Annotated in this window: 16 protein-coding genes and 1 pseudogene; 12 read left to right on the top strand and 5 right to left on the bottom strand. The window is 34.5% G+C overall.

The window, feature by feature from the left end; all coding sequences use genetic code 11:
• The first annotated feature begins 249 nt into the window (after positions 1 to 249).
• From BW961_RS01400 to BW961_RS30245, 7 genes are all read left to right on the top strand, one after another.
• Positions 250 to 495 carry a hypothetical protein gene (locus tag BW961_RS01400; RefSeq protein ID WP_068589911.1) on the top strand — a complete coding sequence of 82 codons (246 nt, stop codon included), beginning with the start codon at positions 250 to 252 and terminating at the stop codon, positions 493 to 495.
• A gap of 1,269 nt (positions 496 to 1,764) precedes the next feature.
• Complete coding sequence (locus BW961_RS01395; RefSeq protein ID WP_076576640.1) at positions 1,765 to 2,721, top strand: DUF4062 domain-containing protein; 957 nt, start codon at positions 1,765 to 1,767, stop codon at positions 2,719 to 2,721.
• Between the two features lie 209 nt (positions 2,722 to 2,930).
• Complete coding sequence (locus BW961_RS01390; RefSeq protein ID WP_068589949.1) at positions 2,931 to 3,110, top strand: hypothetical protein; 180 nt, start codon at positions 2,931 to 2,933, stop codon at positions 3,108 to 3,110.
• A 102-nt stretch (positions 3,111 to 3,212) separates the two neighbouring features.
• A complete protein-coding gene (locus BW961_RS01385; protein WP_244555835.1) occupies positions 3,213 to 3,734 on the top strand; it encodes a hypothetical protein in 522 nt (173 codons plus the stop codon).
• 544 nt (positions 3,735 to 4,278) lie between these two features.
• Entirely contained in the window at positions 4,279 to 5,130 is an 852-nt protein-coding gene (locus BW961_RS01380; protein WP_068589951.1) for a tyrosine-type recombinase/integrase, read from the top strand.
• A gap of 409 nt (positions 5,131 to 5,539) precedes the next feature.
• Positions 5,540 to 6,619, top strand: coding sequence for an HIRAN domain-containing protein (locus BW961_RS01375; protein WP_068589953.1), 1,080 nt, complete (start codon positions 5,540 to 5,542; stop codon positions 6,617 to 6,619).
• A gap of 300 nt (positions 6,620 to 6,919) precedes the next feature.
• Positions 6,920 to 7,075 (top strand): hypothetical protein, encoded by a 156-nt coding sequence (locus BW961_RS30245; protein ID WP_156510166.1) that lies wholly within the window; start codon positions 6,920 to 6,922, stop codon positions 7,073 to 7,075.
• Between the two features lie 383 nt (positions 7,076 to 7,458).
• Here BW961_RS30245 and BW961_RS01370 read toward each other — a convergent pair whose 3' ends face one another.
• The gene (locus BW961_RS01370; protein ID WP_068589955.1) at positions 7,459 to 8,490 is read right to left on the bottom strand and encodes a tyrosine-type recombinase/integrase; all 1,032 of its coding nucleotides are present in this window, start codon (positions 8,488 to 8,490) and stop codon (positions 7,459 to 7,461) included.
• Positions 8,491 to 8,639: 149 nt separating this feature from the next.
• On the opposite strand from BW961_RS01370, the pseudogene BW961_RS01365 reads away from it, so the two are divergent.
• The 5 genes and pseudogenes from BW961_RS01365 to BW961_RS01345 all read left to right on the top strand — a co-directional run.
• A pseudogene (locus BW961_RS01365) lies at positions 8,640 to 8,777 on the top strand (sporulation initiation factor Spo0A C-terminal domain-containing protein); the annotation flags it as partial.
• A gap of 184 nt (positions 8,778 to 8,961) precedes the next feature.
• Positions 8,962 to 9,939 (top strand): tyrosine-type recombinase/integrase, encoded by a 978-nt coding sequence (locus tag BW961_RS01360; RefSeq protein ID WP_068589956.1) that lies wholly within the window; start codon positions 8,962 to 8,964, stop codon positions 9,937 to 9,939.
• Positions 9,940 to 10,101: 162 nt separating this feature from the next.
• Complete coding sequence (locus BW961_RS01355; RefSeq protein ID WP_068589958.1) at positions 10,102 to 10,494, top strand: hypothetical protein; 393 nt, start codon at positions 10,102 to 10,104, stop codon at positions 10,492 to 10,494.
• 109 nt (positions 10,495 to 10,603) lie between these two features.
• Entirely contained in the window at positions 10,604 to 10,963 is a 360-nt protein-coding gene (locus BW961_RS01350; protein ID WP_068589960.1) for a hypothetical protein, read from the top strand.
• Positions 10,964 to 11,056: 93 nt separating this feature from the next.
• A complete protein-coding gene (locus BW961_RS01345; RefSeq protein WP_068589962.1) occupies positions 11,057 to 11,887 on the top strand; it encodes an SHOCT domain-containing protein in 831 nt (276 codons plus the stop codon).
• 207 nt (positions 11,888 to 12,094) lie between these two features.
• On the opposite strand, the gene BW961_RS29420 is transcribed toward BW961_RS01345, so the two are convergent.
• The 4 genes from BW961_RS29420 to BW961_RS01325 form a co-directional block, all read right to left on the bottom strand.
• Positions 12,095 to 12,874 carry a winged helix-turn-helix transcriptional regulator gene (locus tag BW961_RS29420; RefSeq protein WP_068589964.1) on the bottom strand — a complete coding sequence of 260 codons (780 nt, stop codon included), beginning with the start codon at positions 12,872 to 12,874 and terminating at the stop codon, positions 12,095 to 12,097.
• Positions 12,875 to 13,146: 272 nt separating this feature from the next.
• On the bottom strand, positions 13,147 to 13,857 hold the full coding sequence (locus tag BW961_RS01335; protein ID WP_068589966.1) for a hypothetical protein: 711 nt from the start codon (positions 13,855 to 13,857) through the stop codon (positions 13,147 to 13,149).
• A gap of 21 nt (positions 13,858 to 13,878) precedes the next feature.
• Positions 13,879 to 14,604: a hypothetical protein gene (locus BW961_RS29415; RefSeq protein ID WP_068589968.1), complete on the bottom strand. Its 726-nt coding sequence runs from the start codon at positions 14,602 to 14,604 to the stop codon at positions 13,879 to 13,881.
• Complete coding sequence (locus tag BW961_RS01325) at positions 14,597 to 15,001, bottom strand: hypothetical protein (protein ID WP_068589970.1); 405 nt, start codon at positions 14,999 to 15,001, stop codon at positions 14,597 to 14,599. Before BW961_RS01325 ends, BW961_RS29415 begins: the two co-directional genes overlap by 8 nt.
• Positions 15,002 to 15,003: the final 2 nt, after the last annotated feature.

The following is a 15,003-nucleotide window of genomic DNA, read 5'->3' as shown; positions in this document are numbered from 1 at the left end:
CCAAATTGTAGTGGTTTTTGCGTTTTATAATATGATATACGCATATTTTTTATGAATTTATGCTTTATTTATGATAAAATGTAATAATAAAGGATGTTTATGGTTTTTTTGTAAGATTTTGAACATCCATTATTTCATTATTGCTAGATTGAAATTATGACGAGAAAATAGGAGGTAATTATTATAGAAGATAGACTTATTAAAATATTAGGTGAATTATTTAAATTTAAAGAATTAGAAGAAGGAACTATGATAGATGTAAATGTTAAAAAGGGAGAAGAAGTACAAGATTGGAATGATAATGAGCAGAAAAAGATTGTTGTAAATAATGAAAAAATCAAAGCCAAAAACATGCCCAATATGGGAAGTAAGATTTATATATTAAAGGATGAAGAAACAAATAAAAAGTTGGTCAGTAACTTCGAAGATGTAATGGTGAAAATATTCGTCAATTACATCAAAACTACTAATTATCTTGAAAGAAATGATAAATGATAATTAATTGATGCAGTAATTGAATCTTGAACTAACAAGTTGATTTTTGAAAAGATGGAGCGATCAATAAAAATGACAATAAAGAATGTACCAACTTCATTTACTGCTGTTTTTAAAAAGAATAATGACATTTGAGCAAGAGAAGCAAGAGGGCGCTTTGATAGGGTAATGCGTTAAGGCTAATCCAGATATTATTAAATATAGTAATGTGAAGGTGTGAGTGCTTGATTAGATGTGGTGTTCATCCTTTTTTGGAGGGGAACACATTCTTTGTTGAGTAACCAAATCTGAGTCAACTTATCGATTTAATACATTGAGAGAGATACTCTTGTTACTTTACGATACGATATCAAAAATCAGAAATACAACTCGAATCAAGAGTGTATAAAACCCTTATATTTCAATGTTATTTCACTTAATGTTTTTACTGCAAAATAAGGAAAAGGCAAGAAACGTTGAAATCATTGAATATTTACGATGTACATTACGATAATAAATTTGGTGTTTTTACTTATATGGAAAGGATCGAAATAACCTTATTTATCAGTGTATCTTTAGGAGCGGGAAATAAATTTGATTTATCACGATAGCATCACGATGTATATATATATGTAGTTAAATGGAATGAGATCAAGGTGGGTAATTACACTTTGGTCTCTTTTTATATGTAAGGAAAGAAAATAGTTGATATAGATTATTTCAATAAGGACAAAAAAGTCCACATTGAGAAATGGTTGCGAGTTTAGACGTTCAATGATTTATTAACCTGCCCCTCAAATTTTTTGGGGGGTAGACTATAATCCACGTTGAACCACCATTTCCATTCAGGACGAAATTTCGTCCCCCTAATTCAAACAAAGGTGCGTCAAATTTGACGCTACATTGATCTGGCGGAGTTCCAATTGGACTTGGCGAAATTGTCGACTCGTAGTTTAACTCGTAGTTTAACTCGGGGTCCATAGACCCACCTATCTTATATGAATCTTATTGTCCCACAGCTAAACGATATAAATCATGAATAGACACTTTGACGAAGACTGTATATATCTTGTTGCAAATTCTAATGTAACGAATCGTGACTTTAGAAAGCTACATTAAATACGTTAATATATTAATCCAGTTCCACATATGGAACTACCACCTAGCCATGTCCCCTTAAAACTAAGGACACCTAATTGGGGAATGAGTTAATAAACTGATTAATGTGTATGTTGGTATCTGTCAAACGTTGTATAATAATAGATGACATTATACAAAAGGGGAATTCATATGAAAAAGAAACTACAAGTTTTCATTTCATCTACATATACAGATATGATCGAAGAGAGACAAGCTGCTGTTTCAGCCGTTCTTAATTCTGGACATATACCCGCAGGAATGGAATTGTTTAAGTCTGGGGATAAAAGCCAAAAGGAAACAATTAAGCGGTGGATAGATGAATCAGATGTGTATATGCTTATTCTTGGTGGCAGATATGGAAGCATAGATGAAGAGACAGGAAAGAGTTACACTCACTGGGAATATGATTATGCAGGTGAAATAGGAAAACGTAGATTCGCTGTAGTGATTGAAGATAATTCACTTAGAGATAAAGCAATGAAGAATCCAGACTTTATGGAACGAGAAAACTATCCTAAGTATCAAGATTTTAAGAGAGATGTCTTAGGTAATATATCTAAGTTTTATGAGGATCTTAAGGATATAAAGTTAACAGTAATGGAATCGCTAAAAGAGTATGAAGCAGATGATAAATTAGTTGGATGGGTAAAAGCAGACCAAATTAGTAATGTAGAGGATACGTTGAAGGAAAATGCAAAATTGTTGAAGGATAATGCCAAGTTTAAGACGGAAATTGAAACACTTAAGAAACGGCAAAATCAGAATAATCTTATTAATGGCTGGGATTATGAGGAATTGAAGAATACATTGATAAAAAGAGATATCACATTGCCTATGAGTCTTTCCGAAATAGAAGAAGAAATGACTCTGCTACAATGCTTCGTTAGAATGGCTGATCGTTTCTCAGTAGGAGTAACAAATAGTGCTAGAAACAAAAGTGAAACTACTAGAGCTCTGTATTATCATGTCGCTCCTAAATTTCTACCATACGGACTTTTAGAAAAGGTAAAAGTAGCAGGTGTTCAATATGAGAGAATTCAGACATCCAAAGAAGGTTTTAAATTTTTAGCGAAATATAATATAAGGAATGCTCGAATTATGAATTGATGTGAACGGTAATATGTAAACCAAGGAAGAAGAAACGCAAAAAGAAAAGCGCCAAGACTTCTCGTAAAAGTCTAAAGCGCTAACACTATCCAAGGTTTATCAACTTAATGAATACATAGGACGGAAACTAACACCGTCCTTCTTTTTCCCTACATCTTATATCATTCCATTGTTTATAGTCAACGTTAAATCAAAGGAGGTCGTACCTATTGTCCAATCAATCTAAACGCACTGTGTCGAATCGTGAAGGTGTATTACGTATATCTCTATTCATTATCTTATTACCTCTTATCTATACCGTACAAGACACATGGGCTATTATACTCATCTCATTGACTGCACTATACTCATTCGTTACAGGAGTATATAAGCTTATTCGTAAGAATTGATGTCAAGTGTATTCAGCACCTGAGATGATAGATAGGACATCGTATCCCCTTGTCTATAGTGAAAACTAACTATCTGTAGTATATTGATGTTTGGAGGTGTAGATGAGCTATATGGGTCAAGTGGATCAAGTATTGCATATTATGACGTATACATTAAACAGTGGTGTGAAAGGTACTGTCCCATTGTCTGGTGAGCAGATAAAGGAATGGATCGAAGCCTATAGTAATAATAAAAAATATGTAACAGTGATAGGTATGGAATGGTTTGGACTCAATTCAGATTTAGTAGCAGATTTTAAGGTTCATAATAATAGTTCAGAGCAAAGAGAGTACATAGCTCCAACACAGCCAATAGTAGAAAGCGGCAAGGTTGAAGAAGAAAGTAATCAGTTGGCAGTAGCATACAGGCAGCAGAGCGAAGAAAGACTATTGATTCAGGTAGATTGTAAATGTGGAGCATCATATGAAGAAGGCTTATCTAAATACAGAACAAAGTCATCGTGCAAGGAATGTAACAGCTTGGTGTTTATGGATAGGAAGGTTGGAATAGTAGATACAGTCAAAGGCAAGGCGTGGTATATGACGAATAAATATTATGTTGAGAGAGAAGCAACTGGCATATAGTCGGTTGCTTTTTACTTATTTAACGTGAAAATGAGTAAAAGAACACTTACATTCCGCTACCTTTGGTATTATTACGATACGATAGGTGATATTCAAGAAACCCTTTAATACAGCTACTTTTCTTTATTTTGGGCAATATCCTTATTATGTTAAAAAGTATCTAAACCCCTTGATATGACTACGTTTCTAGATGATTTACTGAGATATTTACGATAGCAATCACGATAGGACTATTTTGGATGCCTAATGTTAGATATATCCATATGTATACCGTGTTTTGTGTGCAATTACGATACAAGGCACGATAAGACTTAATTGGAACTACAATAAGATAGTTGGCAATAGCTTTATAAAGGTATTAGCCACATATAGTATATGTACATATTCCTGCTAGAGTAATATTATAGTGAAATAATAATGCAACATAATATTAATTATGTTGCAAAACTAGATCAGAAACAGTATAATAATAGTAGGAAATGCAACATAATTTATAACAAATCACACCAAATACAATGCAACATAATTATAATGAGGTGAGTAAATGATAACCTTTGAATCATACTTAATCGAAGAAGAAAAGAGTATCAATACAATTAAGAGTTATATGCTTAACGTTAGCGGTTTTATGAAGTGGTTTGATGAAAGTAAAGGTACGGAGTTTAAGAAGCTACATAGAGAGAACATAAAGGACTACATAAGCTACCTGAAGGTTATTAAGAAGCTGAGTCCATCCTCCATTAATGCCAAGATTAGCGCTCTCATTAAGTATAATGATTTCCTTATCAGCACTGGATTACAGACAGAGCAAGCCATAACAAAGAGAGATATGATTAAGGTACAACGTCAATACGCTTCACTGGCTACTGTAGGGATTGCAGATGTAGAGAAGTTCAGACAGTTAGTACTAGAGAGTAAGTCTAAGCGAAACTATGCTATTGTCTCACTCCTTGGTTATGGTGGGCTACGTATCAGTGAAGCACTTAACATTAGGATGGATGATTTTAATACGACTTCTAGGGAGGTAATTGTTTCAGAAGGTAAAGGTAAAAAGACTAGAACGGTAATCATGAACAGCAAAGTAAAAGTAGCGCTGCTAAGCTGGATCAAAGAGAGGACAGATAAAGGTATTCAATCCGACTATCTCTTTCCTAGTTCTAGAGGTAATAAACTAGATAGGACAGTAATAAATAAGCTGTTTAATAAATACTCCTCAATTATAGGCAAGGATATAACTCCGCATGACCTTAGACATTTCTTTTGTACCTATGCATTAGAAAACAATATGTCAGTTCATGAAGTAGCAAATCAAGCTGGACATAGCAACATTCATACAACCATGATGTACACAAATCCAAGTAAGCAAAAGATGATAGATAAGATGGATAGACTTTAAGCCCAGTTAGGGCTTTTTATTTTGTTATCAGATTAAACTCAATATTTTAAATAATTTGTTTTCGGATTGACGTAATATCAAAGCTGAAATGAGTCAATTATGTCAACGTTAACCTGAGTATTACCTATACATATACCCAGGGGGGGATTTTAAATCCAAAATGACACTTAGTGTCTGATATACGCCCCTAGCACATCCATTACCACACCACCCTGAAATAAGTAGAAATTTTGTGCTTTCATAACACTCGATTACCAATAAGGTTCTGGGGGAATTCAATCCTTGCAAAAAAATAGGTGGTTTACTATCTCTAGTACTATTTGACTGATATAAAATAATAATCTATTCCCATAGAACTATTTTGTCGATAATGATAGAATAATGGAAAATATGGGTTTGGAGGGAAACTATGAAACTAAATAATGATCGAGATGGTTTTGAATCGTTTCTATTTAGTTGTTTAGGGAAAAATCTTTCCATAGAAACTGATTTTGAAAGTAATAGAACAATTTATTACTTTATTTTTGATTATAAGACAGCTAATAAAGTGAAAAGTTTATTACTTAATGAATTTGGGATAGATATTCAAATAATTATTGTTGATGTGAAAAATTTTGACTATGATGTTGACGATTTGTGTTACTTCATACTTCAAGAACAAAACGGAATTAAAAGTATATGGTCTGATATTTTCAAAGTTATTAGAACTTCTAGAATATCTGTTTGTTTGTATGTTGATACTCGTGGGAAAATTGAATTGAGACACTGGTACGCAGTTGATAATGACGAATCAACTGCAAATCATGGTTGGCGTGACGATTTGCAAACTGTATTTATGTCTTCGTGGGAAGCGAATATTGCGAGAATATTGAATTATATAAATATAGGTTGGGAATATGAGATGTATAAAGTTGAATTAAAAACATACCATAGTAACGTTGAACAACATAGTTACTCGTATACACCAGATTTCACATTGAGTGATGGAAGCGTCATAGAAGTCAAAGGATTTTGGGATTCTAATAGTGTAGAAGTAGCAAGTTGCTTTTCTAGAGAATATCCGAACATAAAAAAGTATTATATAGATGGAGATATGTATGGAACACTCAAAACAATTTATTCTGGCACCATTGAAAATTGGGAGCATTCGCGTGATAAAGGTTATCCTTCTAATAATATTCCTTTAATCGGTATCACAATTCCAGATAGAAAAGTTTATGTGAAATTGTTAACAGAACTCGAACAGGTATATTTTGAGAGAGATCAGGATAATCCTTATGATAGAAATGCTATAAAAGTAGTCAATTCTAATGGGAATCATCTTGGCTTTGTTGCAAAAGATTGGGCTGCTATATATGCCATGAAATTAGATTTAGGAATGCAGTATGATGTTCGAGTGAAAAGTATTCAAGAAAAAGTAATAACATTAAAAGTAACAAGAAACAATCACGAAGCACTTATGTATGAAATTTTCAAACCCACAATCTAGGCGGTTTTTTATTACCCATTCTCCTATATCGAAAGTATGAATAAATAAATGCCAACAGACACAATGACCAATCTCGATCTCGAATGCAAAACATAGAAGTCCAGAAATCAACCTACCATACAGAACTATCCATATTATTAGATGAATCTCTCCTCGTTCTTACAGAGGATCATAACCCTATTTCAATTGAGAACAAGAAAGCGATATTTCAAACGGATCTGCCATGCTTACAATCCCATACAAGTATGATAGAATACAATTAATACCATAACCATTAATGAACGCTAGGAGGGCTATACAATGTATAATAATGGTCTATACGTGCTTCTTATACTCTCATCTATCACAATGATGTTCGTGCTGGAAATGTCTACATTACCTATGTTTGCTCTAGTTGGTGCTATTGCCATTAGTGTATTAGGAATGTATAGAAACAAAACAAGAAAGCAAGTCTAAGCGTCAAATCTATTACATAAACAATAAAATTAGAAGGTATCCTGTTCCCTTGGTGTATTGGCTTGGGTGAATGGTGTGCCTTCTTTTTCTATTGTAATAGAGGCGATAAAATCTGTATTTCATGCATTGTTTGGTACGGAAAATGAGAGTATATGTAAGGTTGAGAATAAGGAAGGTGGGCGGGTAGTTAAAAGCTAGCAAGATTAACGGTTTATGCTATACCCCTATAGCACATCTGGTCACAGGTAGAGGTTAGATTTGAGCTGAGTTGGCTTAGTTTTAATCTGATCATATTAGCAAGAAAATATTATGAATAATCAAGTTAGGGCATAGACTACGGATCTTCTCCGCAATCTACACCTCTATATTTCATTTACAATATCTTAATTAAACTTATGCTTACCGCGTTTCTTTTCGTTACCTTCATCTAATAGATTCATAATAGGTGATGCCTTATCATGCTGCTCACGTAAATCCGTTCCCGTAAATTTAACATACACCTGTGTCATATTTAAGGAAGTATGTCCGAGTATCCGAGCGAGTGCCATAGGATCACCACCTCCACGTAGGAACTTAACCGCGAAATAATGGCGGAATGTATGTGGTGATACACGTGCACCAGTAACACCAGCCCTTTTCGCATATATCTTAAGCATCTTTGCAAATGTATCTCCAAAGTACCTTTCACCAAACTGCGTAAGCCATAGGTAATCATCTTCTCCTACGTCCATATATTCAATTAACTTTTCAAGTTCACGAGTAGTTCGTTGAGATATTGGAACTATCCGAGTAGTGTTTGTTTTTGCTATTTCTGCACGAATTGTTATTTGGCGCAGTTTAAAGTCAATATCCGATAACCGAAGGCTTGTCATTTCCTTTAGTCGAAGCCCTCCATCACAGAGAACGAGCATCATACAGTAATCACGTCTACCAGTATATACACGTCTATTTGGTGCATTCAGAAGTTTCAATACGTTTTCGTCATTGAATACCTCAAAGGTTTCTTTCTCTTCCTTCTGATAATAAATCTCGTCCATTGGTGAATGTATTATGATGCGCTCTCTGACGAGATAATTAAAAAATATCTTCATATTACGTATTGCATTGTTTACTGTACGTGGGGATAATCCAACTTTACCATTAGGACTCGTAGGGTGATCGTCCCATCTTGTTTTCTCAAATGTAAGATAATGAATGTAACTACGGAAAGTATCCGAATTCAACTCCTTGTCCTCTTCTGCATCGTACCATTTTCGGAATTGTGAGAGTACCTGCTCATATGCAGAGACTGTACGAGGAGATCGTTTTTCAATACGCTTCCTTTGTAAGAACTTTTCAATCTGTATTTCTAAGTTGAAATTAACGGACTGATTACGCTTTGAAATAAAACCAAATTTCGGATTGTTACGTGACATTTATTAGCGTCCTCTCTAGCGATAAAGTATTACTAAACGTTCCGACAAAGAACACGTGAAGTTTATCGCTATAACCGAATGCTATCGATTGAATCTACGTAAAGTTGCCCGGGAAATAAATTCGAAGTGAATGCGGAATCCCTTGCTACGCCTGGACACGCGGCAACATCGACTCCATCAGCCACCTGTTCGGCTACACGATCAATATAAGCAAGTCTAAGCCTACCAACTCGGAATTTATTGCGATGGTAGCAGATAAGCTTAGAATTGAGCATAAGGTTAGCTGAGAGCGGTAGGAGCGTTGTGAGGTAAGGGATGTAGGGTTTTGGAAGTTGTTTACTGCCAGAACAATTTTGGCGGTAAATAACTAAAACCAGTGTTTCCAAACCGATAAACTTCTGAATAGCAATCCAACTAATATCGCTTATTTATTGGTTCCTCAAATCCAATGAAAAAGGCGGTATTTTTGTTATGACAGACATTGAATTTCAGTTAGACAATTTTATGCTTTACTGTTCATCCAAGAATTTATCACGTAAGACGTTGGCAAGTTACGAACAGACGTTAAAGTTATTTGTAGCTTATTTGAAAAATGAATACCAAATCGAAGATATCAAGAAGGTTCAATCAGGTCATATTCGTCATTACATTAAGTATCTTAGGGAACGTGGCAAGTATACAGTTGTCAACAATGAAGAATCCAAGCAGTGTAATCATCCTGAGAACAGGAAAGACTATAAGATGGAATTGTCGATGACTACAATTGCAAATTATGTACGAAACATTAAAGTGTTCTTTAATTATTTGTATACGGTAGAAAGAGAAATTCCAAAGAATCCTGTTGAAAAATTAGAGAATCCTAAAGTTGAAAGGAAAATGAAGAAAACAATAACGCCTGAAGAGTTGAAAAAGGTGTTTGGACAATTTGAGACAAGCACATTTCATGGTTATAGAAATCGTGTTATATCAAGAATACTTTTGGATACTGGTATGAGGATTGGCGAATGCTTGAGTATTCTTCCAGAGAATATAGATTTTCAACATAAGAGCATTCATATCACGAATGCTAAAAACAAACAGGAACGTTTTGTATATTTCTCATTTAAATCAGCCAATGAATTAAAGCAATGGTTGCGTTATAAGGACAGATACTCCGAAAGTCCGTTTATGTTTCCTACAACTAAAGGAACAAAGTTAGATGTAAGGAATTTTGAACGTGCATTACGAGATGCTGGAAAAAAGGTTGGAATCCACATACATCCTCATCAACTAAGGAACAATTTCGCTAAATATTACATTTTAAACAATGGAGACTGGTTTTCCCTTTGCAGAATATTAGGACATTCTTCTGTGGAAGTTACGCAAAAGGCTTATTTGGATTTCAGTGATGAAGAAATTGCTAAGAAATATCAGAAACATAGCCCTCTGACTTTCATAGAGGAATTATAAAAATAAATTATGAACTTTTATATATTCGTATTAGGCTTCCTGCATGTGCAGGTAAGCCTTTTCGGCTAATAGTGGTTTTAGGTAACAACATATACTCTATTGCTAAATTCATCCAGTCAGATATAAGATTGTTGTACTAATACATAATGGGGGATGTACATCATGGAGGGGTTTGCATCAATTTTGATTCTGTTGTCAATGTTTGGAGTTTTTTTATCTCTTATTGGAACAGTTAAGGGTAGTATAAAGTTACTGAAAATAAAAGGCAGGAAGAATAGCTCGTTTCTTCTCATAGCGTGTTTTGTCCTATTTATAATTGGAGGATCGCTATTACCTGTAGATGACAGTACAGTTGCTCAGACGAATACATCACAGAAAGAAAAATCAGTAGTCACACAAGCTGGAAATGCTAAGTCTACAGCCATTAGTGAAGCGTCAAACAGTGACGGTATTAAGCCAACTGAAAATAAAAAAGTTGTAGTGTTACCATCAAAAGAAGTACAAAAAGTAACAGAAACTCTAACAGCACCTACAGGTGTTTGTTGTTCTAGTTAATGGAGTATGGATGTCTGATGCAACGGATACAGAACATCGAGAACGGAAGATTAAGAAGCTTATGAACGATATTTGGGAAGATTGATAATTCAGAATAGGATGTGCTGTTATGGATTTTAATTCATCATTTGCTTATCATAAATTCCTTAATGATTTCTATAATGAGTTCAGTATTAAGTACTTGAACGATGTGATTGATTTCATGGAGGAAGACGAAGATCATACTTTTGATCAATATTTAATAGAAGCTGAGCTTACACGTGAGATTGAATCGGCATTTTTTTCTATGGTGGTCACCTCAATTACAACAGAACTGAGTTTAATCTCATTAGATTCAACTGACATTGAAAACAAAAATGGCACTGAGGATAAGGTGTATGATGATGTTGTGATAATGATCAAAAGGAAGTTGCAGGATTTCATATTGGACTCTCAGGCGTATCATCATTTGGCGGAAAGAATTATGTAGAGATGAGTAAAGATATGTATTCCTTATGTACGGGATATAAACCGAATAAATAATAATTTTTATTTCTAAATCATAAAATTGGGGGCATACATAATGTATATGGGTTTTGGTGGTGTATTTGCAATTCTTGCTTTTATTATGTTTTTCTTTGCAATTGCTGGAGAAGGAGTCGGTTCAGTTATTGGATGGATGCTCGTATTCATATTCGGTATTGGTTCTTGGTTCTGTTATGCTATGCAAAAAGATAAAGATGAAGAAGAATTGATGAAAAAACAAAAAGAAACAAGTAAGAAATTAGAGGAAATACCCAACTATAAATCGACGCAAAGGTACACTTCTCCAAACGGGGATGTTACTTTGTCTATTGATGAGAATACAAAGAAGATAACCTTTGTAAATATTAATGCTAATAGTCAAAAAATATATAAATATGGAGATATTCTAAAATCAGAGATATTGACTGATGGTATAAGTGTCACTTCGACAAACAGAGGAAGTCAAATTGGTGGTGCTTTGTTAGGTGGTGTACTAGCTGGGGGAATAGGAGCAATTATTGGAGGACTTTCTGGGTCTCAATCAAGCGAGGAAAAAGTCAAGAAAATTGAACTGAACGTAATTGTAAATGATACAGTTAATCCGATTCATAAAATTTCATTTTTAGATTCAGAGTTTACTTCATATACAAAAAGTAGTCAAGAATACAAGGATGCATACAAAACTGCATACCATTGTCATCAATTAATGGGAGTTTTAATAAGACAAGCTGATGAAGATGACAAGCAAAAAGAGAATGCTAAGCAGAATGAAAGTTCACTGCAAAGTATATCGGTTGCAGATGAACTCAGGAAATTTTCACAATTAAGGGATGATGGGATTTTAAGTGTTGAAGAATTTGAAATACAGAAGAAAAGGCTAATTGGATAACAATGTCCAAAGACCCTTTAGGTGTGTTTGAATATATAGAATCCCAGAAGCTAATGGTTCACTTCTGGGATTCTATTCAATATATTCACTCTGTATTCTTAGTCTGTAAGGATACTTTATACTCCAAAATCCAAGTGCCTATAATGATAGACAACGTCTCTAAGGTGCTATATTGGCTGTCTGAGTACCAAGTGGATCTAAATGCTCCTATATTACGCAATAACTCTTTTCAAACCTCTTAGATGATCCTATCGTCTTCCTACTGCTAGATATTAATCCAAGCGATTCAAGCCTATTAGTGTAACTGTTTATCGTGCGTTCACTACATCCAACAACTTTTGCTAAGTCTGCGTTCGATATCGTATACCCCATTGGAAATCTATCAAACATCATGTTCAGGTATCCATAAACATATAATCCTACATGCCCCAACTGATCGTCAGCGATAATGGTAATGAACTTCATAATATCGATCCTATGCGTACTCTGAAAGGAGTAGAATGTTCCAGTACAATCTTCGTCATCAAACCTCACTATTGCTTTGACAGGCTCTTTTATTGTGAATCTTGGATTATTATCTAACCTAACATCTGACATTCTCTTTCTCAGCGACTTGATAGTTTCAAACTCCAATATTCCATTATCCATGTATGGAGCTATTGGGTAGTCTGTAGTCGTTCTGGTATACCCTATACTATCAAGCAGTCCGCCTTTCTTGGTGATGTAGGATATTGATGATTTATTTGTAGTTGAAAGACTGATTATATTTGATTGACTATATACACTTACGTCTCGTGTCCCATACAATGCATTTCTATATAAGTAGCTGACCACGTAATAGTATGCATACGCAAAACATTTATGGTTGAAGCTTTCAAATTCAGCTTGATGGAAATCCTCGAAAATCTCATTTGGAATTTGAACATTTATACTTGAGTCTATATTAAACCACGATCTCAAATCTTCCTTGTTTACGATGAATATCACTCCTTCTGTGTGAACATAGTTGTAGTTGTTGATCTCCTACTGAATGACTTTAAATTGAATCCTTGTTTTATTGACACTGAGGAAGAACGAACCACAGCAAATGATTGCTTACTCACTTATAATTCAGAATTTCATAGAAAAAGAAGTAGATTCCACCCAGTTCACTCTAGTTAAGTGATGGGTGGCTTCTACTTCTAGATTCATTTATTACTAGATTATACCACTGTTTCAACGAGCTACTCTCTAATGGTGCTTATTGACTGTGAGTATACTCAATCTTCATCGTCATACATTGCTTCCGCAGTAGATTTTCTGTACTCTTCGCTCTGCAAATGAAAAGGACTGATATCAGATTTTCTAGCTGATGAAATTCTTTCTTCAATACCAATGACAAGGAAGGACAATAATTCCGTCGATGAATCTTGTTGGTGTTGTTTACGCTGGATGATGTCCAAACGAGCTTCTAACTTGGAAAGTTGTCCTTGTAAGGACTTGGAGTCAGAGGGTTCTGATAGTTGTGTAAAATGATCTTCATGATTATTATAGATGCCTAGTTGCTCTTCAAGCGCAATTACTTGTTTCATTAAAGGTATTATTTTTGGCGTTTCTCTTTCTACTTGTTTTGATTCTGTGGAATCTGGCGTCTCCTCTAATTCTTCGACTACAGAAGGATTCACAGTGTGCATGGTATCTAAACTGGATATCGTTCTATTCATTCTGAGATTAACATACCCTAGACCTTCCTTTATCATTTCTGAATCTTTAAGTGTCTCTTTCAATAGCTTCATATCATGCTCTGATAATTGTTCTTCCCTGGTTGTTATATCATTACTTTCATTAACAATAGATTGTTCAAGATTCGATGTCAGGGCATTTAAATTAGAAATCATTATATGCACCCTGACATAAAAAGCCTCTAGACCTTCCTTGACTATCAATAAGCTATCAAACGCCTCTTTAGTTAGCTTTATATCTTGCTTCATAACGTTACCTCCTCTAATATATTACTGATCAGGAAAAAGTTCTTTTAATGACTTTTCAATGCATTCTATAGCCCTCAATTCTCTACCATTAACGGATGCCTCACCGCACAGTGTACATTTTGCACCGACTATTTTTACACTCTTTAACGAATCGATTGGAGACTTAATAGGGATGTCCAAGATAACTGTTCGGATACCATTCCTACCACACATGACACACTGTTTGATTGTAGATTCAGTTTGATCCTCTGGATATGGTGCTTTCAAATTCTCACCATTAAATGTTGTAGTAATATAGTCCCTGTACTCATCGTTATACTCGTTGTTAGATCCATCAAAAAAAAAATCAAATGCATTCGATATGCTGATAGGGACTGTATCATTATCTTCTTCTATCAGTGGAAGTTTACATATTGCTTCAATTAACTCTCCTTTATTTTTTAATCGTGTCTCTGCTTGTAATAATTGATCATTAATATATGCAATAGAATTATCATCAGCAAGAATAGCGTGACATATTTTGCATGACATTACTGGAATATCGTTTACTAGATATTCTCGCTCAGATCGAATGAGTCTATAATTGGATATTGTACTTGGAATATAATCATGCTGTTCACAACCTATAATTTCAGTGCTAATTGTATCTTGTGATATCAAGGTATCTTGCTCATTGGGCTTAAGCCAAATAAATTTGATCTTAGTTTTATGCATTTCTTTGAACTTTTCGAATTTGGATTTAGCCAATTTCCTCACCCCTGTGTAAAGCGCCTAGGTGAAATGGGGTGAATGGGACTTGATAATTACATGTACTGTTCTGACAGATAACCTGTTGATCCTCGTTCTTATCGACTTTTTCTGAACACGCAAACCAGTTACTTAATGCGCCTATTTTGGTCAAGTAATGCACTTCTTGGTCTGCATAATCATAGTAACGGCATGTCCAGTTACAAACGGGGCATCTTATGAAATCATCAAAAACGGATTCGGTAATTTCAATTACTCTGAGCTTTAGATTGTCGGGATCTGTATTTAAGCCTCCAGACGTTCTATAGAATTTACGTCTTGCTTCATGGGGATCTTCCTTTTCAACTTCAATTTGTTTTATACCTGATAGTGAGTAGTACACATTAAATACCTTCATTT

This window comes from Paenibacillus macquariensis, assembly GCF_900156375.1.
GTDB classification, from domain to species: Bacteria; Bacillota; Bacilli; order Paenibacillales; family Paenibacillaceae; genus Paenibacillus_AQ; species Paenibacillus_AQ macquariensis.
This window is presented reverse-complemented; position numbering and strand designations above follow the sequence as displayed.